Origin of the sequence: Streptomyces sp. RG80 (genome assembly GCF_040446465.1) — a bacterium.
In the GTDB taxonomy this organism is placed as follows: Bacteria; Actinomycetota; Actinomycetes; order Streptomycetales; family Streptomycetaceae; genus Streptomyces.
This window is the reverse complement of sequence record NZ_JBEAAJ010000024.1, coordinates 22,310-49,292: the sequence shown is the minus strand read 5'-3', so window position 1 is coordinate 49,292 and position 26,983 is coordinate 22,310. Positions and strand designations below refer to the sequence as shown.

The following is a 26,983-nucleotide window of genomic DNA, read 5'->3' as shown; positions in this document are numbered from 1 at the left end:
ATGACAGCAACCGAGCCACATCATGAGTCAGCCACAAGAACCCGCCCTGGCCTGCCTAAAAACCATCCCAAGCACTGACAACTCAATGACGAGACCCCACCGACACAACAACACACAACATCACTTCGGTCAGATGCGTCTCGTGCCGGCCTGCTCCGCAGTCCTGTACGAGACCCGGCATGCCCTCCGGGCCTGCCATAAAGGCGGCTGGCTGCAAAGGGCCGGTCCTCTGGGCGAGTTGGGGAGGGTCGCAGTCCTCACTGCGCATCAGACTCTGCGTCAAAGTGGGTGCCAGATGAGTTTTGGGATTAAGAGCCACCCTCCTCTCCCCGTTTGAGGGTCTGGTGTTGACGTTGGGTCAGCTTCCTTGCGGGGTGTGTCATTTCGCGTCTCGGCTGCATTCTGGGTTCACTTCGCATGTCCTCCGGGCCTGTATGGGAGTCACGAACAGTAACTGTCCTAATTCCGCCCCTGCTTGATTGATCGCTCTATTCCGATGGGTCTGGGGCCGTAATAGAATTACTGCGTTCGGTGAGGCGGCAACCTCACCGGGTGGAAATTCCCTCAAAGTAAGCGAAGGGGTAGTGCAATGGCGAAGCTGAAGCCGATTTCTCCGACCCGGATCGCGGAGGCCCGCGAGGAGGCCTATGGGGTGCTGGCCCGTCTGATGGGCCAGCTGGCACCGGGCGAGCATATGGTGCGGCTGGGCGTGACCATGGACGGCCAGGAGAAGCCGCTGTGCGCGGCGCTCCCGCTGAGCGTGGAGGGTGAGGGCGGCCCGGATGACCTGGTGGGCGCCGAGGAGAAGTACCTGGACAACATGGCGTTTCTGCTGATGGTCGGGCTGGCGCAGCCGCTGTCGTACGGCACGCTGTTCCTGCGTTCGCCTGCGCAGGGCACGGAGGGCGCGTCCGTGATCCGGGCCTGGCATCTGGCCTACTGCACGCTCAACGAGTGCACTGCGTCCGAGGCGGCCGCGCTGATCGGCGACCGCGAACCGGCCGTGTTCCTGGATGCGTTCGGGCTGCACGGCAGCGACAAGGATGAGGGCGAGGCGGTCTACCCGCCCGTCGCCTACACCGTCCTGTAGCTGCCCCGGGGCGGGCTGGGATGGCGACCTGGCCCGCACCCTGCTCCGTGGACCGCCGGGCGGGGCAGGGTGGGTGGGGGTGCCGGTCAAGGGACCCGGCACCCCCACCCACGACGACGCGAAGCGTCGTAGAGACCAAGTAGGGGGTGGCCCGCATCAACGGGCCGCCCCCTACGTCGTGCATCGCGTAGCGATGCCACCGCTGCTCTCGTCCGGGCGCGGAGCAGCCCGGGGTCTCCGCCGCGTAGCGGCGGCGCCCCGTGTCTGCGGAGCAGACCGCGCGCAAAGAATTCGGGAAGTGGAGCGAAAATATGCAGGCGCCCTTATTGGTGCCGTATTTCGCTGTTCCCTGTGTGTTGTTGAAGTTTGCCTGCTGGCGGGGAATAGCGAATCCGGTGGGTCGGCAAACCCGGGCCGGAAATCCCCGCCAGCAGTGCTTCCCTCAAAGAAGCATCTTCTATCCTAGGCGATGTCTTCCCGGCGCAGGGTTGGTGGGTGCCTTTTGATCGCGTCGGTTGATCTGCCGGGGTTGTGCTGCGCCGGGCCGCGCGGGCCGGCGTCGGCGGGCTGCGCGCTGTGATCGCGTCGCTCGCGCTTCGCGGTGAATCCGTCGAGCGGACTGAGCGCAGGTGTGCGGTCGGACAGGGAAGCGCGCTTGGCGAGGAGGTTCAACGGCGCCCCACGCTGCCAGTGCCCGGCCTGTTGCGCCGGCTGCGTCCGGCGCCGAGCGCGGAGGCCCCGCCGACGCGCAACACTAAGAGGACGGCGCCCCGATCCCCCGAGGCGCACCCTCACCCGTCCCCGCCCTTCCCTTTCCCTTCCTTCTTGTCTCGTCGGGGGCGTGGGGGTGTGCAGAGGGGGATGTCGGGCTGCAGACCACGCCTGGTCAGGGGTGGTGAACTGCGGATACACCGTCAGGCCCGGTAGGGGCGCACACAGTTGTCGGCGGGGTTGTGGGAGGGGTAGCCGGTGGGGATGCGGGTGCGGTCGGGGGCGGGGTTATCGCAACCTGAGCGTCGTGGCGGGGCTCAGGACGCTGGTCAACTGGGCCTGCCCCGGTCGGTGGCGGGCGTTCGCAGACGCCTGGGATGTCTGGGCTGACGGGTTGTTCGTCCGCCTGGTCACAGGTGAGAGAAGTCGCCTGCGTGGTGGGATCACGGTGGTGATGATCGGAAGATGGCAGGACTCAGGGGACGCCGCCGACGGCGTAAATGGCAGGCGATCGGGACTCTGGGCGCCCTGGCGATCATGGCGAGCGCCGTGTACGCAATTCGGCAGCTGATGCACGGCGGTCTGGAACCGTCCGACACGGCCGGGCTGCTGGGCCTGCCCCTGGGCGTGGCCGGGCTGGTGGTCGCGGTGGTGGCGCTGCGCAAGCCCATCGAGGGCAACGATGCTGAGCTCGCGCGTGGTTGGGCCGCGACGCTGGCCCGGCAGGTCGAGGACGGGGAGAGCGGGGTGTGGCGGCAGCTGCTGGGCGACGACACCCGGCGCATCAACCTCACCTACAACCTCCACCCCGCCGCGGCCCGCCCAGCCGTGGCGCCGGCTGCTGGACGCCTGACCACCGACGGACCGGGCCCGGTGACGCTGCCGGACATCGTCACCTACTACCGCGCCACCCAGCCGCTGCGCCTGGTCGTCACCGGCGCCGCCGGCGCGGGCAAGACCGTCCTGGCCCTGGAACTGATGCTGGCCCTCATCGACGGCCGAGCCGAGGACGCCCCCGTCCCGGTCCGGATCCCACTGTCCCGGTGGGACACCGAACACCAGTCCCTGCCCGATCTGTTGCAGCAGCGGCTGGTCGAGGCGTACGACTGGCCCATCGACCTGGCGGCCGGTCTGGTCCGGTACGGCATGGTGCTGCCGGTCCTGGATGGCCTGGACGAGATGGACCCGCTGGCCCCCGACGGCTCCCCCGACCCCGCCGCGCCCCGCGCCACCGCCGTCGTACGCGCCCTCAACGCCTACCAACGCGGCCGTGATGCCGGGCCTCTCATCCTGACCTGCCGCACCCACCACTACGACACCCTGGCCACGCATATCGAGGTCCTGGACGCTGCCCGCATCGCCATCGCCCCCGTCCACACCAGCGACGCCCGTGCCTATCTTGCCGACCGCGCCCTCAACCCGGCCCGCTGGCAGCCCTTGCTCGACCATCTGACCGCCCATCCTGGCGGCCTCCTGGCAACGGCGCTGTCCACCCCCTGGCGGCTGTGCCTGACCGCCACCGTCTACCACCGTGACGGCGACCCCGCCGAACTCCTCACCCTCCCCGACGTCATCGCCCTGGACGGCTACCTCCTGGCCCGGTACATCCCCGCCGCCACCCGCACTGTTCCCAACCCTCGCGGCTACGCCCCTCAGGACGTCCACCGCTGGCTGCACCGCCTCACCACCCACCTCGACCCCACCGGCACGCTCTCGGCCACGGCCCCCACAGCTACGGAGGCCACCGACCTCGTCCTGCACGAACTGTGGCCCCTCGCCGGACGCACCCGTGTCCGCACCACCGACGCCCTCCTCACCACCCTCACCCTCCTCCCCCTCGCCTGGACAGCCCCCCTACGGCTGACAGGGCTGACCGCCCTGGCTACTGGACTTGCCCTCATCTCCGGAGCGCTCGCCACCACAACCGACCACCCCACGAGTGCGGCGAACCCGCTCAGGACTCCTCAAGGACCCAGGGAGCTCGCGTTCGGGCTCACGGTCGGGCTCGTGGGCGGGCTCATGATCGGGCCCACATTTGGGCTCGCGGCCGGACTCACAACCGGGCTCGGAGTCGGGCTCGGACTCGGACTCGCCGGCGGGCTCACGCGGGAGCCGGGCACAAATCTCGGAGCCCGGGCCGTCATCAGGAGTGACGCCAGGGCCGGGCTCACGTGCGGGCTCGCGGTCGGCCTCGGGACCGGGCTCGCAGCCGGACTCACAGGCGGGCTCGCGTTCGGGCTCGCACTCGGGCTCCCACTCGGGCTCGCGACCGCGCTCTTGAGCGGCGCGCAGGCTTCGCGGCGGTATGCGGTGTTCCTGCTCTGCTCGCGCCGCCACCTACCGTTCCGGCTCGGCCTGTTCCTGGACTGGGCCGTCACCGCAGGACTCATGCGCTACAGCGGACCCGCCTACCAATACCGCCACCGCGAACTCCAGCACTGGCTCCGTCAACACCCCCAACCCCCAGACCTGCCCTGAGCGCAGGGAACGTCGCCCTGCTGGACGTCGCCACGCCGCTCAACTCCGTACGTGGGTGGGGTTGTGGGCGTGGTCGGGGGTGGGGTTATCGCATCGTGACGCTGGTCGGGCCCTGGTGGTCTGCTTCCTGGTCGGGGCCGGCTGCTGGCCTGTCCCGTACGCGCGGCGCCGCAATCGGTGGTGCCGCCTTGTACGGGAGGCGTCGGGTGATGGTGAAGGTGGATGCGGGTGGTGGGGACCGGCTGGCGTTGGCGGTGCTGGCGCAGTACCGGATGGCGACGACCGAGCAGATGCATGTGTTGATCGCGCCGGGTGTGCGGATCGAGCAGACCCGGCGCCGCCTGGCGAAGCTGCGGGATGAAGGGCTCGTGGACCGGGTCACGTTGCCTCAGGCGGGCCGGACGCGGGCCTGGTTCGCCACCCACTACGGCGCCGAGGTCGCCGCCGAGTGGCCGGAACTGCGGGAGTGGCAGCCGGCGAAGCTGGGTGCTGACCGCACCGCCGCCCGGCTGAAAGTCGGGCACTCCCTGACCGTGACCGAGACCGGCCTGGCGTTCGTGCAGGACGCCCGTCGGCGTGGGGATGTGTGTCGGCCGTTGGACTGGATTCCCGAGGTCTACCACTCCCTTGGTGGCGGGGAGGCGGTGATACCGGACGCGCTGCTCTACTACCGGCGCGAGCGGGACGACGGCGAAGGATGGTCGATGCTGCGGGCGTTCGTCGAGATCGACCGGGCCACCATGGGCCCCGAACGCCTCGCCTCAAAGATCCACGCCTATCAGCGGCTGTATGAGTACGTACCGGTTCCCGTCGGCCGGCCCCGGGGCGGGCAGCAGCCGCTGGAGCAGGCCTGGCAACGCCGCTACCGCAAGTTCCCACGCCTGCTGTTCGTCCTGGACGCCACCGGCCCGACCGGGGTGGCCAACCGCATCAGCGCCCTCGCCGCCGGCGTCGGACTCGCCGGGCCTGGCTTCCGTGCCGAGGTGCCGATGCTGGCCGCTTCCCTCACCGACCTGCTCCGTGACGGGCCCTCCGCGCCCGTCTGGCGGCCCCTCACCAACCCCGAACAGCAGACCAGCTGGCACGCATGAAGCGAGGACCCACCCGGCCCATCCTGTGCGGGCTCCGACCACGGCCGGGCACAGCCGTGGTCGGGGGCCCGCAGAGCGCGCTGTTACGGATGGCCGGGCGGCATACCGCAGCAGGCCACGGTCCGGGACTGTTCGGCGCCGGCGAGCGGTACTACCGCGAGCACCGCCGCTAGGGCGAGGAACAAGCCGATGACGGCTTTACGCATCACACCTCCTCGTCGAGTTGAGGGAAGATCCGGATGGAGCGCCCCTCCACCGGCGGCTGCCTACGGTTGGCCAGGGGGCTTACCGCAGCAGGCCACGGTCTGGGTCTGGTCGGCACTGGCCAGCGGTACGACGGCGAGCACCGCCGTCAGCGCTATGAAGAGGCCGAGTACGGCTTTACGCACTGTCTCCTCCTGATAGGGATCGAGATGGTGAACCGCTCGAAGCGGTCACTCCACACACCCGCTCAACCGCGGTCGGGTTGCACGGCGGTCCGATCTCGTACGTCCCGCCGCCGGGTGCGAGTGCGCAAGGTGTGCGAGCTCGAGGACCGCGAGGTCACCCAGGCCGAGACCGGCAAAGGATACGAGTACGCCCGCGACCAGGTCGTGGCGATCACCGACGAGGATCTGAGCGATCTGCGGCTGCCGACAGCGAAGGCCATCGAGAGCGCCTGGCCATCCCTCGATGCGGCCGAGCCGGGAGTTGGGCCGGTGTGCGCGTGGCCTTGCCTGTGTGCGTCCATCCCCTCCCCCGACCACGATGCTCAACCGCCCCCGACCACAGACCAGACCACGGCCCCCACCACCCCCCACCACTCCCGACCACGGACCAGACCATGCAGGTCACAGACCTGCGCAGTCATCACGTCCGAAAGGCTGCGCAATCGGGTTGGTCACTGCGCATCGCACGAAGCCAGCCACCGCCCCGCGATTGCGCAGACTGCGCAGCGACCTAGACCGTTGCGCACCGGAGTGCGTCTGGTGTGCTGGCGCTGCGCGTTGGACACCGGCACGCTGCGCAGCGATTGCGCAGGCTGTCCGCGTGGCCTTCCGTGGGTCTCGTGCTGGCAGAAGGCCCCAGAGGTGGAAGGCGTTGAGCATGCCCTCGCCCACACCCGCCTGGCCACTGCCCGAGCCGATGCGCGCTATACCGGTCAACGACCCCGTGCTGCCCGCGGGGTGGGCTGCGCAGTTGAAGTGGGACGGCTACCGTGCGCTGGCCGGCCGGTGTGATGCGCAGGTCCGGGTGGGGCACTGCGCAGGTGCCCGGTCAGGCCCGGGCGGGGTGTGTCTACGTATCGGTTGGCGGGGTCGGGTGGCCGCACGCGGGTGGTCGCACAGCGATCCTGGCGCGCCGTGCAGGGCTGGCCCCGGTTGCCGCTCAATTGTTCGCGGCGAACCCGTGGTCTGGTCGAGGCCGACGGTTTTCCTCAAGGTCAGCAACGTCCGTTCTGACCATGGAGTTTGACCATGTCCCGTGCCAAGCAGGCCCCGGAGTGAGGCGGCTGCTGCAATGGCGGCCGGCGCCCGGCTGGAGACGATGCGGCGCCGTGCCCGCCTCTCGCGCCTGGCGGTTTAGACCGTCGTCGGGGCCGGCCCGATCGCCCTGGGGGCGCCGTCGCCTCCATCCCGACCATGGTCGAGACGGCTACCCCCGGCCCCGCTCCCTGCCGTGCGCACGCCGGCACTCGCCGCCGACCCGAGTGGCCATGCGCAGTTGTGTCGGCGTCGTGCGAACTTCTGAGGCGTCGCCGACACAGTTGTTCGTCAGTGCGTGGTTGCGCAGTAGCGCAACCACGCCATGAGTGCGCAGACGCGGCTTGCGCAGTCACTGGCACCCGGCGTCGTGATGCCGAATCCGGCCACGGGTGCGCAGTCGCCGCATTCGGTGACGGCAGTGCGCAGCGCTCCGGCGGGAGGTGGTCGGTGACGGTGGCTGCGCAGTACGACGGCGGATCGGTGCGCTACTACGCGGTGCCGGTTGCTGCCGCAGGCGAGGGCGCCTCATTCGGTCGGCTCGGTCCAGCAGGAGTCCGCTGTCGAGAAGGCTGCGGCCGCCGAGCAGGTGCCGGCGGATGGCACGAAGGTGCGGGTCCTGGTCCGCGGTGCGGCCCGGGCGTCAGGTGGCCGGTGGCGTACGAACTCAGTCACCTGGCAGACAAGCGGGTGGTTACTGAAGGCCCTCCGCTCTGGTGGAGCCCGGCCGAACCGAGGCGGAGGCTCAGGTGCCCGTCGACGATGGCCGCGATGAGCGCCACCTGTTCCGCTGCTGGGAGCCCGTCCCGCCGCTCGTGCTCCTGTAAGGCGGCGTGGAGGTGCAGTGGCACTTCGGCGGCGTCCGGGCGACCTTCAGCCACGGGTGATGGCCGGGTGCGGCGAGCAGGCGCAGGCCGTCGGCGGCAAGGGCCAGGTGTTCGGTGTGTGTCATGACGCTCTCTGTCCTGGGATGGGCGGGGCAGTGCCCCTGCCCGGGTGGTGACGGGGAGTCCGGGCAGGGACACACCGCAGGTCCGCGACGGGGGCGCGGACCCGCGGGTCTAGGGGTGGCCGGTGGTGATGAACAGCCTCTGGGTGGGCCAGTCGTCGCCCGGCAGGGCGAGCGTCGCGCACATGCAGGGTGGGGGCGTGGTGGCGCCCCAGTAGCGGGCCGACTCGTGGAGGGTGGCGGTGGTGGCCGGGTCGATCAGGTCGTAGTGGTCCTGACTGCACGCGACGGAGAGGACGTGCACGGCGGCCCGGCCCTGATCGAGGGTGGTGGTGACGATGACCCGGTCCCCTGTGTGCTTCTCGACCGCCTCGGCGACGAGGTCACGGGTGCGCGTAACGAGGGCCTCGACGATCCGCGTGGGGACCTGCCATCCCCCCAGCACCGCACCGGCATCGAGTGCGGCGCGCTCGATCGTGGTCGGCTTGGTAGTGGAGTAGTGGCGGGTCTCGCGCCGGCGGGCGCTGTCGATCACGTGCACCTCGGCGTGGCGGCCCTCATGGATGGTCGTGACGATGACCCGGTCCCCTGCGTACCCCTCGACGGCCTCGGCGACGAGGTCACGGGTGCGCGTAACGAGGGCCTCGACGATCCGCGTGGGGACCTGCCATCCCCCCAGAACCGCACCGGCGTCGAGCGCAGCCCGCTCGGCCGTGTCCGGGTCGGCGGTTGCGTACCGGCGGGTCTCGCTCCTCGTTGCTGAGGGCATCAGTTCCTCCGCCAGGGACTCAGGTTGACGATGGCGTATCGGTACAGGCCGGGACCTAAGCGGGCCTCGCCCCAAGAGCTCTCCATGACCACGTCGCGGCAGGGCAGAGGAACGACGGCAGTGCGTTCGGGGAGCACCGCCGGGATAACGCTGACCGTGGCGCGCACCCCATCGCACGCCACGGTCACGGTCACATACGGCTGAGGTGTGGCCTTCAGCACCGCGATGACGAAATCGACGGCGAGATCGGCCAGTAGATCGGCCTGGTGCTCCGGCGTGCCCCACCTGGTGTAGGCGCTGGCCACGCAGTCCCAGACCAGGTCCGTTACCACGTCAGTGACGGGCCATGTCCAGCGGATGGCCTCCGACAGGCGCCGCTGGCGGGTCACGGCCACGGGGTCAGTTATGGCTACGGGCGGCATCGGTGGCGTCTTCCAGAGGGTGGGGGGCGGAGCCGTCAGGCGTGGGGGTGTGGATGGTGGGGGCGGCGGTGTCCTGGTGCGAGCCTGGGAGCGGGAGGCAGGCACGTACGGCTGTGCCGTCTCCTGCGGGGGTGGCCTCAAAGCGGGTCGCGAGTGCGTCGACGAGGAACAGGCCACGGCCGTGTGCGTCGTCGGCGGCAGCCTGCTGCGGCTGGAGCCGTCGGTGCGGTCCCTGATCCACCACGATCACCCACACCTCGAGGGCGGTGAGGGAGACACCGACGCAGATGTCCGGCCCGCTGGCGTGCGTGACCGTGTTGGTGGCGAGCTCCGAGACAATGAGCGTCAAGTCCTCGACGAGCCGGTGCGGTACGTGCCACACCCGGCAGACCTCGGCCGCCCAAGTGCGGGCCTCGGCCGGTGTACGCAGGTCGTGCCCCGGAAAGCGGCGGACTTGGTCCAGGGACTGAACCGTCGACACCTGGCGCGGCGGTCGGTTCGCGGGGCCGGTCAAGCCGGGTGACGGTGCGGGCCGTGCCTGGGGAAACGGACCCCAGACGATTTCCAGCGGCGGGGCCTCGGTGCTGGCGACGCCTTCGGGGTCGGTCATGGCCGCTCCTTTCTGTTGCGGGCTGGTGTGGGGCGGTCGTCGGCCCATCCCTCGATCCGCCCTCTGAGGACGTCGCGCCACCGGGCCAGCACCTCGGGGACGGCTGCGGCGAGCGCAACGGCGCTGGTGGTGGCGGGAATGGTGCCGGGTGAGCGTGTCGGGGTCCGGCCTGCCACCCATCGGCCGCTTGCCCGGGTCACCTGGGGGGCCGGACACCTCATCAGGGCAGTAGCCGAACAGACCGTGTGCCGCTGCAGGAGCGGCCAGGCGGCGGCCGAGCCGCGCGGCACTAGGACCTCGACGCATCGACGCGGCAGGTTGATCAGCGGCCCCAGGGGATGGCCTCGCTCGGTTGCGAGGGACATCGTGTCGGCGGCGATTGAGCGCGGACGGCGGGCGCCGGCGTGGCCGTGCAACTGCCGGCCCTGCTCTCCCGTCATCCGCAGGGAGTCAAGCAACCCCGCCCAGATGTCAGCGTCGGCGGGAACAGCCGAGTAGTGGCCCTGGGCTGTGGCCTGCGCCAACGGTGGCATGTGCGCTCCCGATCACCTGCGGGCTGTGTGCAACCGGCCCGCTACCTGTCGTGTTCAACAGGCCCTAGAGTGACCCTATGCGCACTTGCTGCGCAAGTGCGCAGCAAGTTCTCGACAGGTTTCCAGCAAGTACGCACATGCATGCGGAATATGCATCAGGGAGGTCGGGCCCGTGTGTGCAGCACAAAGGCCGGGTGAGGCAGACTGTGCGCAGGAAGCTGCGCAAGTTGCGCGTACGCTGCGCACGCGAGGGAGGCGATGGCGAGTGGCACAGACGGCGGCCAACAGACGTCAGCTCGGCTCAGAGCTGGCCCGGCTGCGAAAGTCCCGCGGCCTGAAAGCCGCCGACGTGGCACGGCATCTGGGGTGCAGCGAAACCCGGGTCAGCCGCATCGAGACCGGCTCCGGCCGCACCCGCCTGCGCGACGACGAACTGACGTCCCTCTGCGAGCTGTTCGAGATCTCCGATGAGCAGCAAATCCAGACTCTGCGCAACCTCGCGAGCGGCGCTACCGGCGGATCAGCCTGGTGGGACGGCTACCGGGAAGTTCTCCCAAGCGGACTTGAGCCTCTGCTGGCATTCGAGAGTGACGCAACGACCGAACGGGCGTGGGAGCCGGTGCTGGTGCACGGACTCCTCCAGACCCCGGGCTACGCGCGCGAGATCCTGGCGGCCTGGCCCGCGAACCGCCCTCTCGACATCGAGGACCTGGTGAACCTGCGGACCAAGCGCGCCGAACTCCTGACAAGGCAGGACGGCAATCCGCTGGAGCTGTGGGCGGTCCTCGACGAGACCGTGATTCAGCGCCCGATCGGTGACGCCGGCGTCATGCGCGAGCAGATCGGACACCTCCTAGAGATGGCGGCTCTGCCCAACGTGACGTTGCAGATGATGCCGATGACCAAGGGGGCACACCCCGGCCTGGGCGGGGCCTTTGCCATCCTGGAGTTCGAGGATGCGCCGCCCGTGGCCTACGTCGACTCACCGGCCGGAAACCTGTACCTCGACCGACCACATGACGTGAAGAAGTTCAGCCGGTCACTTGACCTGCTGCGGGCACACGCGCTGGACCCCGACGATTCGGCGGCTCTCCTGCGGACAGCCGTCAGGGAGAAACCATGAGCAACACCAACCTTGACGGCTTGAACTGGTTCAAGGCCTCGGCCTCCTCCGGCAGCGGCGGATGCCTGGAGGTTGCATTCCTCGACGACGGCCGGGTAGCACTGCGGGACAACGAAGACCCGAGCAACCCTCCCTTCATCGTCTCCGCCCACGTCTGGACATGCTTCCTCGACGGCGCTGGCCGCGGCGAGTTCAACATCCCGACCTGACGCCATATCGGCACACGAAAGAGGAGCGCTTCGACCGTGCGCGCTTCAGGCCCGGTACAGGCACGGACAGTTGTCGGCGGGAGTGTGCGCGGGGTTATCGCATCGTGCCCGTGGTCGGACCTTCGTGGTCGATACTGGGACTGCCTCCTTGTACCCACTGCATCCCCGTCCAGCAGTTCGGCGTGCTTGAGGAGCAAGGCTGGCGCCCGAGTCCCATCGTGAAGACTCTTTGTGATCTTGTTCAGAGGGGGCGGGCGCCGGGCTCCGTTACGTGGGTGGCAACCGTGTCCAAGACGATCAGGTCGTCCTCGCGCACCAGATCGAAGCGCGGCGCCAGCGACACAAGGGACTCCTTCTTGCTGTTCATTGGAGAAAGACCGGCAAGTCCGGTCGCTGGTCGACGTATTCGACCGCCTGAGGGCGGCCGCACTCGACCCCGAGGAGTCCGCGACACTCTTGCAATCCCTGGCCGCAGAGGAGAAATGATCATGAACTGTCCCACCCTGCACCCGTACGACGCACGCTCTCTTGCCTGGTACAAGAGCTCGTACAGCTCCGAAAACGGCGCCTGCGTGGAAGTCGCGCAGGTGCCGGACGGCCGGGTGGCCGTGCGGGACTCCAAGGTGCATGCCGGCCCTCACCTCGCCCTCGACGCGCAGGCCTTCGCCGCCTTCATCGGCGGCATGGCAGGCCAGACCGTCTGACACAACCCGTGCGCGAAGGAGGGGCCGCCCCGATCGGGGCGGCCCCTCCCGTATTTGTGCAGTGCCATGCCGCTTCCCCGGTTACACGAGAGCGGGCACCTGGTCGACTGTGCGGTCGCGCGCATCCTTCTGCGCAGGCAGTACGACGGCGGTCGTCCGAGCGAGCTCGGCACGGGACTTGGCGGATGGTGTCCCTTGTCGTGGTGTACGGGATCAGCGGCTGGGAGTGCGCGGGCGTCTGCCCCTGTTCCCCATCGACCATGCCTGCCATCCAGTTCATCGCGCAGGGAACCCGGGACGGGTATAGGTCCTCCGGAGATCTTTTTCTAAGGCTCCGCTTCACTCGCGGGACTGACAGCGGCGGACTCAGCGTGCCGGTACTGCGCTCACGGTGAGTTCATGACGGCGTATCCCTCCGCCATGATCCACCATCCGATGATCTTTGAAGACGGGCCCTAGTGTGCGCGTGGTCCAACCTCGGTGTGGCCGTCGCCTACGCGGGGGTCGGCGCGTGGTCGGTGTCCGTGAACGCCTTCGCGCTGGCGTTCCACGCCGCGATGGCCTTTCCGGGGCTCGCGCTGGTGGCCGCCCGTCCGTAGGTCGGGCGGTCGCGGGCGCAGGAGGCGGTGGTGGAAGGCAGCGGGGCGTCGTCGTAGGCCTTATGACGGCTGGTCAGGGTGTGGGGTGGTAGGCCAGTCGCGCAGCAGGGTGTCGAGGGCGCCGAGGACCCAGGTCCAGGTTTCCTGGGTGTCGGGGGCGCTGTGGCTGAAGCTGCCGCCCATCTCCAGGCTGATGTAGCCGTGGAAGGTGCTGCCCAAGAGACGGACCGCGTGGGTCTGGTCGGGTTCTGTCAGGTCGTAGCCGCGCAGGATCGCCCGGGTCATCTGGGCGTGTCTCGCGCCAGCGCTGGACGCTGCCGACTCGGGGGTGAGTCTCATCTGGGTCGCGGCGTAGCGGCCGGGGTGTGCGCGGGCGTAGTCGCGGTAGACGTCGGCCAGGGCGGTGAGGGCGTCCTTGCCCGCCCGGCCGGCGAGGACGGTGGTGCCTTTGTCGGCGAGTTCCTCCAGGGCGAGGAGGGCGATCCTGGTCTTGAGGTCGTGGGAGTTCTTCACGTGCGAGTACAGGCTCGCGACCTTGACGTCGAGGCGGCGGGCGAGTTCCGAGACGGTGACCTGGTCGAAGCCGATCTCGTCGGCCAGGTCCGCGCCGACGTCGGTGAGGCGTTGTGCGGTCAGTCCTGCGCGCGCCATGGTTCTGCCCTTTCAGGTGGCCGTGGGCCAGGTGCGCAGCTGGGCGGCGATCCTCGCGGTGGTGCAGGCGGGGTCGCGGAGCAGGTCGCGCAGGGCGAGGGCGTCGTCGCGGGTGGGTTTGAGGGGGATGCCGGAGGCTTCCAGGTACATGACGCCGGTGGCGGCTGCGACGGCCATGTTGGAGCGTTCCAGCCAGCGGCAGTGGCCGAGGACGTGGACGAGGGCGGCGGCCCGGGCGTACGGGCCGTCGTAGACCGGCTGGTCAAGGAGTTCGGCGCGGTGGGCGGCGACGGCGGCGACCGGGATGCCGTAGTCGTCGGGGGCGGGGTCGCGGGCGCCGGCGAGCTCGGCGACCTGAAGGATCCAGGGAACGTCGATGTGCAGGTCCATCAGGCGGCGTGGGCTCCCGGGGCGGCGGCGCGGTCGGCGTCCTCAGCCTCGTCGAAGAGGGTCTGGTGTTCGTCGAGGAAGCGGCGGGCTGCGTCCAGGCCGCGGGCGCGCAGGCCGTCGGTGTCCTCGCGGACGAGGGCGGCGATGTAGTCGCCGACGCTCAGGCCACGGTCCTTCGCGCGGGCTTTGGCTAGCTCGGCGACCTCGTCGTCGACGCGGGCGCCCAGTTGGGTCTTTGCCATATGAGCATGGTAACAGCCGTTACCAGATCTTTGGGGGCGCTATACACGGGCGAAGGTCTCAAACACCTTCCCACTCCCCTACCAAGTCCTACCCCCTACGACCCACTGTCCTGAGTCCTTGAAGACTGGTACCTGGTACCTGGTACTGGTGCTCGGTGGAGGCAAGGTCCAGGCATCCGTAACAGCCCGCCAGACACAGACGGTTGCCGCTACCACCTGCCCGTCCCCAAGCCCAGCCCCGGAACGGGAACCCCTGAAAGCGGGAGCCGGAGTTCAGCGTGCGGAGGTCACCCAGCCGCGTGGCCCCCTAGGGCCGTGCGGCGGCACCCAACGATGGCCGCAACCACGCCTGCTGTTGCTGTTTGTCCGTCACGGTCGGCACCACCCGAGACTCAGAGCCGTTGCTGCCGTCCACTGCCTGTAGGAGCTGTACGGAGCCGCACGCGAAGCCACATGCACCACTGATGTGTGGGGAGATGGTGGGGCAGGTGAGGTCGGAGCTGAACTGAGTTCACCCTGTATAAGAGGACGCCGAACTAATAACGTTCTGACCTGCGAATATGTGAGGTTCTCACCGATCCTGAGGTCGGGTAACCCGATCGCAGCCTCGGGTTACCCGACCTCAGGATCGGTTGCACCCGATCGTAGGGTCGGGTGCAACCGATCCTGAGATCTGTTGAGATGAACGTGAAGTACATGTCTGGGGCCGGAGATCAGGCTCTCGCTTCTCTCGGATGGATGGCTTTGGCGGACATGCGACACGACCGAGGGAGCGGAATGCATTGACGGGAGGTGCATGTACGTTAGGTTCATCTCAGCCGATCCCTGAGTCGGTTCGCATCGCTCGATCAGCAATGCCTGAGGTTCGGAGGAACGTTGGCATCAGCACGGCCCGTACGGCGCGTGGTCGATGAGTTCGGCAACGACGTCCCCACCGCCCCGTACGCCTACAGCGGCTGGCATGCCACCGTCGACAAGGAGCGAGTGCGCGCGATCACGCGCAAGTCGTCGGGCTTCACGCCGGCTGAGAAGTTCATGGTCTTGTGGTTCATCGGCGTCTCGCCTCCGGGGATGGAACCGGTCCAGCGAACCGGTAAGGACATCGCCGAGGAAGTCGGTATGACGCCAGACGCCCTGGGGCGGATTATCAAGAAGTTGGCCAGGCACCGTCTCATCGTCGAGACTGGGAAACTGGGCAGGATCAAGCTGTACAGGATCAGTCCATACATCGCTTTCCATGGATCAGGCCTCGAACAGAGGGAAGCGGTGAGGGACTGGAATCCGCCCGACATCCCAGGATGGACGGCAACGGGGCCGCGGGGCTGGGAGGGCCAGTGAACGCAACCAACGGCACGTACTACCGCACGCTGCTGCGGCGCACCGCAGGCCTGTCCGCGAGCCAGCGGCTGATCGTCCTCATGTACGCGATGATGCCGACCGACCGGGCCGGTGCAGTCCGTATGACAGGACAGGAACTGGCGGCAGAGGTCGACATGACACCCACCGTGTTTTCCCGGATGCGGCGGCAGCTGGTGGAAGCCGGCTGGTTGGAGCAGTCAGACCGGTTCTCCAACATCGTCTATTACCGACTGACTCCCCGCGCGACGGGTGAGGAGAACGTCGTGCCCATGCGGCGCGCACTCTAAAAGCTCACCGGCTGATCGCTGGAGTTCCGACCCAGGCATGTACGTATCGTTCATGTGAAACGACTTCTCGGTCGGTCAGCATGTCGGGATGCGCGCCTGAAAGCGTCGAGAAGGCGCCGCACCTTGGATCTGGTGCGGCGCCTTTCAGGCGGCTCGGGAGACGCTCCGTGAGTCAGGATGCGTTGCGCCGGGGCAGGCGCCAGTTCGGGCGCGGGAAGTGGCAGGTGTAGCCGTTCGGGTAGCGCTGAAGGTAGTCCTGGTGCTCCGGTTCCGCCTCCCAGAAGGGGCCAGCCGGTACCACTTCGGTCACTACCGGTCCCGGCCACAGGCCGGACGCGTCGACATCGGCGATGGTGTCCTGCGCGATGCGGCGCTGCTCGTCGTCGAAGTAGAAGATCGCGGAGCGGTAGCTGAGGCCGATGTCGTTGCCCTGGCGGTTCCTCGTGCTCGGGTCGTGGATCTGGAAGAAGTACTCCAGGATCGTGCGGTAGTCGGTGGCCGTGGGGTCGAAGGTGATCTCGATCGACTCCGCGTGCTTTCCGTGGTCGCGGTAGGTGGCGTTGGGCTTGTCGTTGTCGCCGCTGTAGCCGACCCGGGTGTCCTTCACCCCGGGCAGGGCCCGGATCAGCTCTTGCATGCCCCAGAAGCAGCCGCCTGCCAACAGCGCCTTCTCCTCGGCGTCGCTCATGGCACCTCACCTTTCCGTTCGCGTCTTTTCGCGCAGGTTCCAGGCTCGCACGTCGGTCCGGAAAGGTCGTACCTCGGGCGTCGTTTCGACCAGTGAAGGGGGCCGTCAGCTCTTCAGTCGGTGCGGGTGAGCTGGGTAGACCCCGAGAATGCGTACCTCGGTGGAGAAGAAGCGCAGCTCGTGCAAGGCGAGGGCGACGTGCTCCTCGTCGGGGTGGCCTTCGATCTCGACGTAGAAACGGCTCGGGTTGAACCCTGCGCCCATCTGATAGCTCTCGATCTTGGTGAGGTTCACGCCGCTGCTGGCGAAGCCGCCGAGCGCCTTGTACAGGGCGCTGGGGATGTTGCGCACGCAGAAGAAGAGGCTCGTCATCGTCGGCTCCCCCGTGTGCGGAGCCAGGGCGGCGTCCCGGGACAGGACGACGAACCGAGTGGTGTTGTCGGGGTCGTCCTCGACCTCGGGGCGCATCACCTCGAGGCCGTAGAGCTCGGCTGCGGCGGGCGGGGCGAGCGCCCCGTGTCGCGGGTCGCCGAGCTCGGCCACCTCGCGGGCGGCTCCGGCGGTGTCGTCGCTGACGAGGGTGCGCCATCCGCCCTCTCGTAGCACCTTGCGGCACTGTCCGAGGGCGTGCACATGACTGCGTACGCACTCGATGTCGTCGAGTGTCGCGCCGGGTACGCCCATCAGGTCGAAGCGGATGGCGAGGAAGTACTCGGCGACGATGAACAGCCCCGACTCAGGCAGCAGATGGTGTACGTCGGCGACGCGCCCGGCTGCGGAGTTGTCCACCGGGATCACGGCGACGTCGGCGTCGCCGAGTGTCACGGCTTCCAGGGCCTGCTCGAAGCCCGTGCAAGGCAGCTCGTCGGCCTCGGGGCAGAGGGCGTGTGCGGCGGTCGCCGAGTTGGAGCCGGGTTCACCTTGGTATGCGGCGGTCGTCACCGTGTTCAGCCTTCCTGAGGGAGGTCCTGTCGTGGGCACCAGAAGCTCCGTCACGTAGTGCGCCGGCGGAGTGTCGGTGAACCGGCCTCGATGAGGATCACCAGGGGTACCAGGCGCTGCTTCAGTCTGACGTCCACGCGGGTGCGGTTGCCATGGCGACCACATGGTGGACCGTGTCTGGACTGGCCTGTTTGGGTGCGCGTGGTGAGCAGCTGCTCGTCGGACGGCCAGGCGAAGCCCTCTCCCCCTATTACGGCGTAATAGCCAGAGACCCTATTACGCCGTAATAGGGGGAGAGACCTCTGTGGTGGGCACGAGCACTGCTCGTGCCCACCACAGAGGTGATGATCAGGAAGCAGGGGGCCGAGATCCGGCTCGCTGGTTCTGATGCTCGTTGAGGATGTCCAGCATCTTGTCGAACTCGGTGCCGTTCATCTTCTGGATGAGATGCATGGCGATGAACGCGCCGTCGTCGTAAGGGAGTCGGCGAGCCGTTCCGGCGTCTTCCTTCAGTGGGTTCGCATCGCCGGACGTGGTGTCGGCTGCCTGGGGAACAGGCGCCTCCTCGACGGCTGCCGGCTCGCCGACGGCTTGGGAAGGCACTGGAACTTCCGGCGCGGGGTCTTCGGAGGGTGCGGCCGGTGCGGGTACGGGCACCCGCCGCTCGGCGTCCTTGCGAGCACGCTCGGCCTTGAGCTCCTGGAGGACTGCTCCCTGCCGGTCGTGCGGTTCCTTGGCGACGGACCGCAGGAGTTCGACGGGCTCCTCCCCCACTGCTGCCTGGAGTTCAGGGCTCAAGTTGAGCAGAGCCAGGCGCTGGGAGACCCAACCCTGGGATTTGCTCAGCCGCTTGGCAAGCTTGACCTGCGACCCGTGGATGGCGAGCAGGCGCTGCAGGGCCCGTGCCTCGTCGAGAGGGTCGAGGTCGCTTCGGTGGATGTTCGCGACGAGGGCGGACTCGAGGATGGCGTCGCCGTCGCTCCCCTGCTCGTCGTCGACCATGACGTTGAGGTGCGTGAGGCCCGCCTCGCGGGCGGCTGCCAGTCGGCTGCTGCCGTCCACGACGACGTGGGTGGTGTCGGGTTCGAGGTCCTTCTCGCGCGCTGGGTTGGCCTTGACGTAGGCGTCCCGGTTCATGACCGTGAGAGCCTGCTTCTGGCCGTGCTCCTTGAGGCTGCCTGCGAGGTCGGTCAGATCACCGAGGGCGGAGCGCGGGTTCTCGGGGTTGGGGCTGATTCGCCTGACCGGGAGTCGGGTCGGAGCTGCCACTCCTTCTGTGGGTACGCCGGTGGCGGCACCGATGGCGGTCCGGCGGGCGCTGACAGGCCGGGCACCTCCTCCGAAGCGGCCTGCTCCCAGTTGGTCGGCCTTGCTCATGAGATCTCCCGGGCCAGTGCGCGCATGGCGACGGCCTGCTGGGAGGCGGGCGCGTAGCTCAGCAGTGGCTGCTTCATGCGGACGGCTTCCTTCTGTTCCTTGAGGTCGTTGATGAGGCCGACGACGCGCGGATCCTTTATGTCGACCCATCCCTGAAGCGAGGATGTGGCGATGTAGCCGCGCCGACCGTCGTAGAGGTTGACGACGATGCCCAAGTAGTCGATGTCGAGGGCGAGGTCGTTGCGGAGATCCTCTATCTGGTTCGTCAGCAGGTCGTAGGCGTCAGCGGAGCTGTCCTCAGCCTGGACGACGATGAGCGCTCCGGACTGGCCCGGCCTTTCGCCGTCCCGTCGGCGCCCGTAGTAGGCGGCTGCGTCCATGCTGAGGCCGAGGCTGGGCGGGCAGTCCACGAGGATTACGTCGTAATCGGCTTCGAGCGGTGTGAGGGCCCGCTCGAGGGCGGCCTCGCGGGCGCGCACCGCGGACAGGCGTACGTCGAGGAGGAAGGCGTCATGGCATGCGGGCAGGAGGTGCAGTCGGCCACCGAAGTGGTCCTCGTCGATGGAGACGATCAGGTCCTTCAACTCGCCCTTGGGGTCGCCAGCCATGTGGTTGGTGAGGCTGTCACCGTTCATCGCCAGGGGGGCGGCGCCGAGTTGGTTGGTGAGGTGGCACTGGGGGTCGAAGTCGACCAGGAGAACGCGGAGTCCGTGTCCGGGGAGCTTCTCGATGTCGAGGGGGTCGGCGTCGATGTGGCCTACGTCGGCCTCGGCGTCGGGGTCACCGGCCCGGAGTGCGGCGACCAGTGCCTTGGCCACGCGCACCGGGAAGAGCTGGTTGGGGTCCTCCGACAGCGCCTCGCCCATGCCGGCGGTGATGGCGGTCTTGCCCACGCCGCCCTTCTGGTTGCAGACGACGATGCGGCGGGTGATGGCGGGACGTTGGACGTCGGGCGCCGGGTTGGTGTCGAGCCAGAGCTGAACGGACTGGGCGAGACCCTGAATGAGGGAGACACGACGCCCCTCCGCGACGCTTCGGAACGTCTCCCACTGCCCTGGTGGCAGGAAGGTGGAGAAGGACTCGGCTCCCGCGGTGTCGACCGAAGCGGTGGCCGAGGCAAGGTCGCACCAGGCGGCGATGCCCTGCTCGACGGCGGTCTGGATCTCGATGCCTAGTTGGGCGGTTCTGACCTTGAGGTTCTGCCGGAGCCATCCCGGCAGCTTGGAGACGACCTTGGCCCGGTCGCCAGAGGTGGCTGGCATAGTCATGGCGCTACCTTACTAACGTCGTAGATCATCTACTGTAGCGACACGTTAGTTAGTGCGAGTTTGGGTTGCGGGTGAGCCAAGACAGGGGGCCGACGCCCTTATTACGGCGTAATAGCCACAGCACATCAGAGGGGGCGGTGGGGGAGCTGTGCTTGAAGCGGCGACCGAGCCGGAGGCCAGCGGGTCTTGAGGGTTCCTCTTCCTAAGCAGCTGGGCCAGGAGGGCAGAGAGCGGCGCTTGAGTGCCGCGACTGAGTGGCTGGTTCCCGGGAGGGGAGAGGTGGTGCGGCGCACCCCCCTATTACGGCGTAATAGGGGGGTGCTTGGACTGCTCGAGCTGCGGACTGGCCCGTCGCCTATTACGCCGTAATAGGCCTAGCGGTCCCGTGGGGGAGTGGCTGCTCCTGCGGAAGAGGGCTGTATGACGCTACTCCCTCCTCGGCCAGAGATGGGGACTGCGGTGGGAGGGGGTCAGTCGGCGTCCGGCTCCATGAGGGTGTACAGCACGGACCGCTTCTGCTTGTGCCGCCTGATGCGTCCCTTGGCTGCGAGGGACTCGAGGATGTTCCGCACGACCTGAGGCGTGGGGGTGCGGTGGGGGTGCTTCTCAAGGAGTTCATCACGCAACTCCTTTGCCAGACGCGGCTCGTCGTGGTTGCCGAGCAGATCCGCCAGGAGGTCACCAAGCAGAGGCTGGCGCGACTTCCTCGACGCATCCGACTTCGCCGTCGCTTTCTTGCCAGCCGTAGCGATTCCGCTCGGGTGTCGGGCGCTGGGAAGAGGCTGCGCGCGGGACTTGCTTCATCTCTGCTACGGCCGGCTCGTCCTGCAACTGCCCGGGCAGGCGGGTCTTGTCCGCGAAGTCCTCATACTGCTGGGCGAGTCTGAGGGTGTCTTCCAGGAGACCTTCCGGCCTGCGACCCCATAGAGATACGTGTCTATGGCTCGGGCTACGCACCGTCACGGGTCACAACTCAGGCCGCGAACCCGACGTTGGTGACGTACTCGTACTGGCCCCACTGCGAGCCCAGGTCCACGATCTGGTCCACCCAGGCGTCGTCGAGGGCCTGGATGTTGTCGGTGGCCCAGGCCTCGACGATGCGGTCCCAGTGGCGGATGTTGAGGGTGCGGAACTCCACCACGCGCTGGCGGGGGCGGGGGACCTGTGACTGGTTGAGAGGGTGGATCTCGACGCGGGTGCCGCGGCCTTCTCGGTTGAGGCGGGCCAGGAGATAGCGAGCCACGTTGTGGCGGCGGACGGTGCGGTACGCCGTTTCGATGCGTTCGAGGTTCTTCCTCGCCGGACTGCGCTTCCCGTCGAGCCACGCTTTGAGGGTGCGGTCCGTGACCGTCAGACCAGCGGCACGCGCGGAGCCCCGGGCGTGCTCGCTGCGGGTGAGGTAGTGCAGGCGCGCCAGCAGACCTCGGCGGGTCGTGACCGGCGTGACGATGTATCCGGCCAGGGCGTCCAGGCGGCGGGCGACGGCCTCGTGGCCCTTGATGCCGCGGGCACCGAACACGCCGAACTGATGAGTGCGCTCCGGCATGCCGTCTCCTCCCTCGCCCCGGGTGGGTGTCGGCCCGCGGTTCTGGACGGGCTCGGGGTTCTTGCAGGAGATCAGTATGGGCCAGGAGGGGGAGAAGTCCCCAGTAGGGGGCAGGGGTGTTGGCGCGCAGGGCCCGGGACGGCGCGGCCTTGAGTCGCTCCCGGTCGTCCTCGAGACGACCCAGGTCACGGCGGCTTCGGCAGGCAGACAGCGACTGAAGCGATTGAAAGTCGGAGATGTCCGAGGGACACGCCCGCACCGGTGCTTTTCGGACGGAGGGCCCGGGTCGCCTTCAGGTCAGGTCCAGAGTCGCTTGAGTCGCTTCGATCGCTGAGTCGCTGAGGGCTCCCGCTTCGGTCGCTGCCCGCGGGTGGGCCTGTGCGGCGGGCAGCGACCGAAGACCAGCGACCGACATCGGCTTGGGTCGCCTTCGGTCGCTGAGAAGAAGTACCAGGTCAGACGGCATACACCCTATGAGACAGCGACTGAAGCGACTCAAGTCCCAGGTATATGAAGACATTCGCGTATGCGTGTGTGTGCGCGTGCGCGTCATATATACGGTCGCTCAGTCGCTTCAGTCGCTGTTTTGGTCTCTCCTACGTCACTGACCTGTGGTTTTCCCCGAACGACTGAGCGGCTACTGAAAACGCCCGGTCGCTGGGCCCCGACTCGGTCAGTCGCTGGGCCCATCAAACGAATCGAATCTTTGTTTTCCACAGGGGGCTCTCCGCTCCCACTTGCTTCGCTAGGCTGTTCCGGTCGCTCAGTCGCTTCGGTCGCTGGTGGGGGGTGCGCATGGCCTCTGAGCTGCACAACTCACGTAGCTACTCATCTCTGTCCGCCCCGGTCGCGGGCGCGTTGGTGACGGCTCGGTGGTGTGCCAGCCGGGGATGGCCCGTCCATCCGCTGGCCCCAGGGCGCAAGACCCCTGCGGGCAACTGCGAGGACTGCCGTCGACCCGGCCATCACCACAGGGGCTGCGGCTGTCCGGCCGCGGGTCGCTGGTGCCACGGATTCCACGCCGCCACCCTCGACTTCGCCCGGATCGAGCAGTGGTGGGGCGCCAACGCCGGCTTCGGCGTCGGCATCTCCTGCGGGCCCGCCGGTCTGCTGGTCGTCGACATCGACGCGCACGAACGCCAACTCCCCGACCGGGACCGCCTGCTGCCGGGCATCACGATCTCCGGCAGCATCGACCTGAGCGGGCTGGCCAACGGCTTCCACACCATCGGCGTGCTGGCCGCCCTGCGCGGCTTCCCGAGCCCCGCCGACGACGAGACGACCCTGCGCGTCAGGACCCCCTCGGGCGGCCTGCACGTCTGGTACCGGGCCCACAGCGGGCACCGCTGGCAGTGCTCCACCGGCTCCGGCGGCCGCGGCCTGGCCTGGCAGGTCGACGTTCGGGCGCACGGCGGGTACATCGTCGCGCCCGGCACCGTGACCAGCGCCGGGGTGTACGAACCCGTCGGTCCCGCCCGGGAGCCGGCGCCGCTGCCCGACTGGCTGGCCCGCGAACTGGAGCGCACCGGCCATCTGCCGCCCGCGTACGTGCCCACGCCGCGACCGGTGCCCCCGAGGGCCCGGCAGGCCGTCCTTGCCGCCGGAGGCGGCCGCGGAGCCGTCAGCCGGGCTCTGGGGGCGCTGCTGGCGGAAGTGGCCGCCTGTGCCGCCGTGGCCGAAGGAGCCGCGTTCTCCGAGAAGTTGAACCGTGCCGCCTACACCGCGGGCGGACTCGTCGCCGGCGGGGGGCTCGCGGCGACCGAGGCCGAGCGGATCCTCAGCGAGGCCGCCGAGCACGCCCGACCGGGTCAGGAACGCCGATACACCGCCATCATCCGCAGCGGCCTGAACGCCGGCCGCAGGCGCCCACTGGCCCCAGGAGGACGCGTATGACGTCCCGCCAGGACGACGCCCTCTTCGACGCGCAGGCCGTCGCCGCGCAGATCCTCGCCCAGCCCGTGCCGCACCCGCGTGCCGAGGAGGACGCTCCCGCCGACGCGCAGCCGCAGGCACAGGCGACGGCCGACGGGCTGCTGCCCGACACCCTCAGCGACCGCGGCAACGCCAAGCTGTTCGTCAAGCTCTACTCCAACGACTACCGGCACGTGCCCGGTCTCGGCTGGTTCCGCTGGGACAGCACCCGCTGGCAGATCGACGAGGACGACACCGTCATGTGGGCCGCCGGGGATCTCGCCGAATCCCTGGCGAGCAACGACCCGCGCGGCGTGTTCACCACCACCGCGCTCCAGCAGCACCGCCGCCGGGCGCTCAGCACCAGCGGTATGAACGCCATGCTCGCGCAGGCCCGGTCCGCGCCCGGCATGGTGCTCAACGCGGCCCGCCTGGACGCCGACCCGTACGCGCTGTGCACCCCGGCCGGTGTCGTGGACCTGCGCACCGGACTGATCCGTACGCCCGACCCCGACAAGGACTTCCACTCCCGGTCCACGACCGCGGCCCCCCAGCCGATGCCCACCCCGCGCTGGGACCGGTTCCTCGTCGACACCTTCGGTGACGGGCCCGAGGGCGCCGAGATGATCGACTTCCTGCATCTGCTGCTGGGGTACTCCATCACCGGCGACGTCGGCGGGCAGGTCATGCCGTTCCTGTTCGGGTCCGGCAAGAACGGCAAGTCGGTGCTGCTGGACGTCCTGATGAAACTGGTGGGGGACTACGCCGACGCCGCGCCGCCCGGCTTCCTGATGGCCCGCCCCTACGAGGGGCATCCCACCGACCTGGCCGAGCTGCACGGCCGGCGGGTCATCGTGTGCAGCGAGGTCAAGCCGGGGGACCGCTTCGACGAGGCCCGCGTGAAGCTGCTGACGGGCGGCGACCGGATCAAGGCCCGCCGCATGCGCCAGGACTTCTTCAGCTTCGAACCCACCCACAAACTCTGGCTGCTGGGCAACCACCGGCCCGAAGTCGGCACCGGAGGCTTCGCGTTCTGGCGGCGGATGCGGCTGATCCCGTTCGAGAGGGTCGTGCCCGACGACCGCAAGATCGACAACCTGGCCGACATCCTCGTCACGGAGGAGGGCCCGGGAATCCTCAACTGGCTGATCCTGGGCGCCCGTCGCTACCTGAGAGGCGAGAAGGACCTCACCGGTCCCGAACGCGTACGGATCGCCACCACGGCCTACGCCGAGACCGAGGACCACACCGGGCGCTTCCTCTCCGAGTCCTGCCGGCTCGCCCCGGCCCTGAGAGCGGAACAGGCACAGCTCTACGCGGTTTACAAGGCGTGGTGTCAGAATGAAGGGGCTCCGGCGATCTCGTCCCGGGCCTTCGCGGCACGGGTCCGAGAGGTGGTGGGACTGGCGTCGCCCAAGGAAATGATCCTGTCCAACCAGCGCAAGTACTATCCGGGCATCGGACTGGTTGCCGACGAGGAGACAGCATGAGCGCGCTCATCGCCGAGGACGAGCTCGTTCACGAGGACGACTTCGTCTGGCTCGAGGACATCAGCACGCTCGACTACGTGCGCCAGAGCCTGGACCGGCTGCCGACGCGCCGCGGCAAGCCCCCCTATCACCGCGACGGACGCATGGTCGGCTACGCACTGCTGGGTCCCGATGCCAAGCCGTCGCGCTCCTCGGGTACCTTCCGCCGCCGGGTGTTCTGGCTGCTCCCGCACGACCGCGACACCGACCCCGAAGGCCTCTACGCGACCGGCGCGCCCGCCGAGGCCGTGGATCCGCGCACGCTGGCACCGGGCAGCAAGGGGTGCAAGACCGAGCGGTCGGAGGGCGGGCCGCCGTCCTCGGCGATGCGGGAACTGGGGATCACGCTGCCGCTGTAGCGGTGGCCGGGAGGCTGAGCAGGGACTGGCAGGCTTTCGGTTCCGCGCGCAGGGCGGGAGTCAGCTGCTTCGCGTACCAGGCGGAGCAGGCCGCGAAGCGCCGCTCGAAGCCCGGGCCCGGGTTCAGGCCCGTTCGCTGCCAGATGCTGCTCGAGTCGAACCAGCAGTCCTCGGTGAGCAGGGCGTACTGGTGGTCGGAGAGGTCGGGCATGAACTGCCGCACCAGCGAGCGGTGGTCGCCGATCGGCACCTCCTGCGCCACCGGCAGCCGCAGCAGGGCGCGCAGGCCCGAGTGGAGGCTGTTCATGAGCAGAGGTCGGGGGTCGGCCACGTGATAGGTGCCGCCGCCCCAGTGCGGCCCTGACTGTCGCGCCAGCGCGACGATGACACGGGCCAGGTCCTCGGCCGCGATCACGGAGGCCTGGGGCGTGGTGTCGGCGGGCCAGAAGGGCACCTGGCGCAGCACCCGGGCCAGGGTGGGGATGAACCAGTCATCGCCGATGCCGTAGACGAGGTGGGGGCGCAGGACGATGCCGCCCGCAGCCCGGACCGCCTCCTCGGCCCGCAGGCGCGAGGTGCTGGCCGGCGAGGTCGGCGAGGGTGCCAACTCGCCCTCGGCGGCCCCGCGATGGGGGCCCATTCCGTAGACGGAGGCGGTGCTGACGTAGATGAAGCGCCGGACGCCGCTGCGGCGGGCCTCGTTCAGCAGGGCCTGTGTGCCCAGGTAGTTGATGTCGTGGCACTTCTGCTGGTCGCGTCCCACGTAACTGGCGGCGTGGATGACGGTCTCGATGCCGGAGCAGACGCCGCGCAGGCTGGACGGGTCGGTGAGATCGCCGGCCACATGGCGCACTCCGGTGGCCGCGGCTACGCGAGGCGGCGTGCGGGACAGTACGTGGAGCGAGGACGCGGCGTCGGGTGAGGGGTGTTGTCGGGTCAGTTCCCTCAGCACGGCGCCGCCGATGAAACCGGTGCCCCCGACGACCAGGACCGGATCGGTGCCGTTCCTGGTCGTGGTGGTGGTGCTGGTCGGCCTCGATGTCAGAGAGAGCATGACTGGGCTCCTTGTGAAAAGGCAGGCATCCTGACGCTCTGGCGAGCGTGGCCTCCCAGATCAGAAACATACCGCACATACGGTTTGTTATAAAGGGGTGCATGGCCATGCGGGTCGGGCCACGGTCGCTCAGGGGGAGCGGAGGGGGCTACGGCGTGGCGTCAGGGAGAGGGGAGCCGCCGTCGGCGTCGAGGCGCCCGCCGGTGATCCAGCGGGATGCGCCCGACGTAGGGAAGGACGGAGAGTTCCGGTGCTACGGCGTCCGCGGTCGCCCGCGTGCGCGCGTTCACTCGGTCTCCGTGTGCCCGGGGTCGACCGCATTCACCGTGCCGCCACCGGGGCCGGCGTGCAGGAGCTCAAGGACCTGTCGTCATCGAGTTCACGACGGACTCGGGGTACGCGCCCCGGGCGGCCGTCGGCGGGACGTCGACGGCACGGGCGCCGGTGCGCGGATTCTTCAGGCCCCGCGGTGAGAGAAACCGCGGTGACCTGGTGTTCGGGCAATGGAGGGACGGCCCGCCCTCCTGGCCGGTCGGCTCGGGGGTCTCACAGGCTGCTTGTTCGTCCGCGCCGTCGTGAACCGTGACCGAGGCTGTCTTTCCGACAAGCGATCTCATGTCCCAACCCCC

At 68.7% G+C, this 26,983-nt stretch carries 27 protein-coding genes and 2 pseudogenes; 12 read left to right on the top strand and 17 right to left on the bottom strand.

What is annotated here, in order from left to right:
* The first annotated feature begins 589 nt into the window (after positions 1–589).
* A complete protein-coding gene (locus ABKA17_RS47280; protein ID WP_353698673.1) occupies positions 590–1,090 on the top strand; it encodes a hypothetical protein in 501 nt (166 codons plus the stop codon).
* A gap of 462 nt (positions 1,091–1,552) precedes the next feature.
* Here ABKA17_RS47280 and ABKA17_RS47275 read toward each other — a convergent pair whose 3' ends face one another.
* Positions 1,553–1,762: a hypothetical protein gene (locus ABKA17_RS47275; protein WP_353698672.1), complete on the bottom strand. Its 210-nt coding sequence runs from the start codon at positions 1,760–1,762 to the stop codon at positions 1,553–1,555.
* A 504-nt stretch (positions 1,763–2,266) separates the two neighbouring features.
* On the opposite strand from ABKA17_RS47275, the gene ABKA17_RS47270 reads away from it, so the two are divergent.
* Positions 2,267–4,279, top strand: coding sequence for an NACHT domain-containing protein (locus ABKA17_RS47270; RefSeq protein ID WP_353698671.1), 2,013 nt, complete (start codon positions 2,267–2,269; stop codon positions 4,277–4,279).
* Between the two features lie 209 nt (positions 4,280–4,488).
* The gene (locus ABKA17_RS47265; protein ID WP_353698670.1) at positions 4,489–5,370 is read left to right on the top strand and encodes a replication-relaxation family protein; all 882 of its coding nucleotides are present in this window, start codon (positions 4,489–4,491) and stop codon (positions 5,368–5,370) included.
* Positions 5,371–5,453: 83 nt separating this feature from the next.
* On the opposite strand, the gene ABKA17_RS47260 is transcribed toward ABKA17_RS47265, so the two are convergent.
* A complete protein-coding gene (locus ABKA17_RS47260; protein WP_353698669.1) occupies positions 5,454–5,576 on the bottom strand; it encodes a hypothetical protein in 123 nt (40 codons plus the stop codon).
* A gap of 60 nt (positions 5,577–5,636) precedes the next feature.
* Positions 5,637–5,759, bottom strand: a complete 123-nt coding sequence (locus ABKA17_RS47255; protein WP_353698676.1) for a hypothetical protein — start codon at positions 5,757–5,759, stop codon at positions 5,637–5,639.
* 24 nt (positions 5,760–5,783) lie between these two features.
* Here ABKA17_RS47255 and ABKA17_RS48060 point away from each other — a divergent pair, with 24 nt between their 5' ends.
* The gene (locus tag ABKA17_RS48060) at positions 5,784–6,590 is read left to right on the top strand and encodes a Ku protein (RefSeq protein WP_502994556.1); all 807 of its coding nucleotides are present in this window, start codon (positions 5,784–5,786) and stop codon (positions 6,588–6,590) included.
* A gap of 1,304 nt (positions 6,591–7,894) precedes the next feature.
* On the opposite strand, the gene ABKA17_RS47245 is transcribed toward ABKA17_RS48060, so the two are convergent.
* The 3 genes from ABKA17_RS47245 to ABKA17_RS47235 are packed head-to-tail and all read right to left on the bottom strand — an operon-like array spanning position 7,895 to position 9,583.
* Positions 7,895–8,551, bottom strand: coding sequence for a hypothetical protein (locus ABKA17_RS47245; protein ID WP_353698668.1), 657 nt, complete (start codon positions 8,549–8,551; stop codon positions 7,895–7,897).
* Positions 8,551–8,946, bottom strand: coding sequence for a hypothetical protein (locus tag ABKA17_RS47240; protein ID WP_353698667.1), 396 nt, complete (start codon positions 8,944–8,946; stop codon positions 8,551–8,553). The genes ABKA17_RS47245 and ABKA17_RS47240 overlap by 1 nt, the downstream gene beginning before the upstream one ends.
* 4 nt (positions 8,947–8,950) lie before the next feature.
* Positions 8,951–9,583, bottom strand: a complete 633-nt coding sequence (locus ABKA17_RS47235) for an ATP-binding protein (RefSeq protein WP_353698666.1) — start codon at positions 9,581–9,583, stop codon at positions 8,951–8,953.
* 798 nt (positions 9,584–10,381) lie between these two features.
* On the opposite strand from ABKA17_RS47235, the gene ABKA17_RS47230 reads away from it, so the two are divergent.
* The gene (locus tag ABKA17_RS47230) at positions 10,382–11,239 is read left to right on the top strand and encodes a helix-turn-helix domain-containing protein (protein ID WP_353698665.1); all 858 of its coding nucleotides are present in this window, start codon (positions 10,382–10,384) and stop codon (positions 11,237–11,239) included.
* A complete protein-coding gene (locus ABKA17_RS47225) occupies positions 11,236–11,448 on the top strand; it encodes a DUF397 domain-containing protein (protein WP_353698664.1) in 213 nt (70 codons plus the stop codon). The genes ABKA17_RS47230 and ABKA17_RS47225 overlap by 4 nt, the downstream gene beginning before the upstream one ends.
* A 241-nt stretch (positions 11,449–11,689) precedes the next feature.
* On the opposite strand, the pseudogene ABKA17_RS47220 reads toward ABKA17_RS47225, so the two are convergent.
* Positions 11,690–11,815: pseudogene (locus ABKA17_RS47220) on the bottom strand (hypothetical protein); the annotation flags it as partial.
* 121 nt (positions 11,816–11,936) lie between these two features.
* On the opposite strand from ABKA17_RS47220, the gene ABKA17_RS47215 reads away from it, so the two are divergent.
* The gene (locus ABKA17_RS47215) at positions 11,937–12,152 is read left to right on the top strand and encodes a DUF397 domain-containing protein (RefSeq protein WP_353698663.1); all 216 of its coding nucleotides are present in this window, start codon (positions 11,937–11,939) and stop codon (positions 12,150–12,152) included.
* 659 nt (positions 12,153–12,811) lie between these two features.
* Here ABKA17_RS47215 and ABKA17_RS47210 read toward each other — a convergent pair.
* The 3 genes from ABKA17_RS47210 to ABKA17_RS47200 are packed head-to-tail and all read right to left on the bottom strand — an operon-like array spanning position 12,812 to position 14,034.
* On the bottom strand, positions 12,812–13,402 hold the full coding sequence (locus tag ABKA17_RS47210) for a TetR/AcrR family transcriptional regulator (protein WP_353698662.1): 591 nt from the start codon (positions 13,400–13,402) through the stop codon (positions 12,812–12,814).
* 12 nt (positions 13,403–13,414) lie between these two features.
* Positions 13,415–13,792 carry a fic family toxin-antitoxin system, toxin component gene (locus ABKA17_RS47205; protein WP_353698661.1) on the bottom strand — a complete coding sequence of 126 codons (378 nt, stop codon included), beginning with the start codon at positions 13,790–13,792 and terminating at the stop codon, positions 13,415–13,417.
* Entirely contained in the window at positions 13,792–14,034 is a 243-nt protein-coding gene (locus ABKA17_RS47200) for a hypothetical protein (RefSeq protein ID WP_353698660.1), read from the bottom strand. Before ABKA17_RS47200 ends, ABKA17_RS47205 begins: the two co-directional genes overlap by 1 nt.
* A gap of 903 nt (positions 14,035–14,937) precedes the next feature.
* Between ABKA17_RS47200 and ABKA17_RS47195 the strand changes: the two genes are divergently transcribed.
* Both ABKA17_RS47195 and ABKA17_RS47190 read left to right on the top strand, forming a co-directional pair.
* The gene (locus ABKA17_RS47195) at positions 14,938–15,372 is read left to right on the top strand and encodes a MarR family transcriptional regulator (protein ID WP_353698659.1); all 435 of its coding nucleotides are present in this window, start codon (positions 14,938–14,940) and stop codon (positions 15,370–15,372) included.
* Positions 15,373–15,452: 80 nt separating this feature from the next.
* Positions 15,453–15,680, top strand: a complete 228-nt coding sequence (locus ABKA17_RS47190; RefSeq protein ID WP_353698674.1) for a replication initiation protein, RepL2 — start codon at positions 15,453–15,455, stop codon at positions 15,678–15,680.
* 172 nt (positions 15,681–15,852) lie between these two features.
* Here ABKA17_RS47190 and msrA read toward each other — a convergent pair whose 3' ends face one another.
* From msrA to ABKA17_RS47160, 6 genes and pseudogenes are all read right to left on the bottom strand, one after another.
* Positions 15,853–16,368, bottom strand: coding sequence for a peptide-methionine (S)-S-oxide reductase MsrA (gene msrA / locus ABKA17_RS47185; protein WP_353698658.1), 516 nt, complete (start codon positions 16,366–16,368; stop codon positions 15,853–15,855).
* A gap of 105 nt (positions 16,369–16,473) precedes the next feature.
* Positions 16,474–17,310, bottom strand: a complete 837-nt coding sequence (locus ABKA17_RS47180; protein ID WP_353698657.1) for a prephenate dehydratase — start codon at positions 17,308–17,310, stop codon at positions 16,474–16,476.
* A 348-nt stretch (positions 17,311–17,658) separates the two neighbouring features.
* Positions 17,659–18,687: a ParB/RepB/Spo0J family partition protein gene (locus tag ABKA17_RS47175; RefSeq protein WP_353698656.1), complete on the bottom strand. Its 1,029-nt coding sequence runs from the start codon at positions 18,685–18,687 to the stop codon at positions 17,659–17,661.
* Positions 18,684–19,955, bottom strand: coding sequence for a ParA family protein (locus tag ABKA17_RS47170; protein ID WP_353698655.1), 1,272 nt, complete (start codon positions 19,953–19,955; stop codon positions 18,684–18,686). The genes ABKA17_RS47175 and ABKA17_RS47170 overlap by 4 nt, the downstream gene beginning before the upstream one ends.
* A gap of 470 nt (positions 19,956–20,425) precedes the next feature.
* Positions 20,426–20,668 (bottom strand): annotated as a pseudogene (locus ABKA17_RS48055) (hypothetical protein); the annotation flags it as partial.
* Positions 20,669–20,928: 260 nt separating this feature from the next.
* Positions 20,929–21,501 carry a transcriptional regulator gene (locus tag ABKA17_RS47160; RefSeq protein WP_353698653.1) on the bottom strand — a complete coding sequence of 191 codons (573 nt, stop codon included), beginning with the start codon at positions 21,499–21,501 and terminating at the stop codon, positions 20,929–20,931.
* Between the two features lie 795 nt (positions 21,502–22,296).
* Here ABKA17_RS47160 and ABKA17_RS47155 point away from each other — a divergent pair.
* Genes ABKA17_RS47155 through ABKA17_RS47145 form a run of 3 tightly spaced genes read left to right on the top strand, consistent with a single transcriptional unit; the run spans position 22,297 to position 25,300 of the window.
* Positions 22,297–23,394: a bifunctional DNA primase/polymerase gene (locus ABKA17_RS47155; protein ID WP_353698652.1), complete on the top strand. Its 1,098-nt coding sequence runs from the start codon at positions 22,297–22,299 to the stop codon at positions 23,392–23,394.
* On the top strand, positions 23,391–24,902 hold the full coding sequence (locus ABKA17_RS47150; RefSeq protein WP_353698651.1) for a DNA primase family protein: 1,512 nt from the start codon (positions 23,391–23,393) through the stop codon (positions 24,900–24,902). Before ABKA17_RS47155 ends, ABKA17_RS47150 begins: the two co-directional genes overlap by 4 nt.
* Positions 24,899–25,300 carry a DUF6009 family protein gene (locus ABKA17_RS47145; protein ID WP_353698650.1) on the top strand — a complete coding sequence of 134 codons (402 nt, stop codon included), beginning with the start codon at positions 24,899–24,901 and terminating at the stop codon, positions 25,298–25,300. Before ABKA17_RS47150 ends, ABKA17_RS47145 begins: the two co-directional genes overlap by 4 nt.
* Here ABKA17_RS47145 and ABKA17_RS47140 read toward each other — a convergent pair.
* Entirely contained in the window at positions 25,284–26,354 is a 1,071-nt protein-coding gene (locus tag ABKA17_RS47140) for an NAD-dependent epimerase/dehydratase family protein (RefSeq protein WP_353698649.1), read from the bottom strand. The two genes, ABKA17_RS47145 and ABKA17_RS47140, sit on opposite strands and share 17 nt — an antisense overlap.
* Positions 26,355–26,983: the final 629 nt, after the last annotated feature.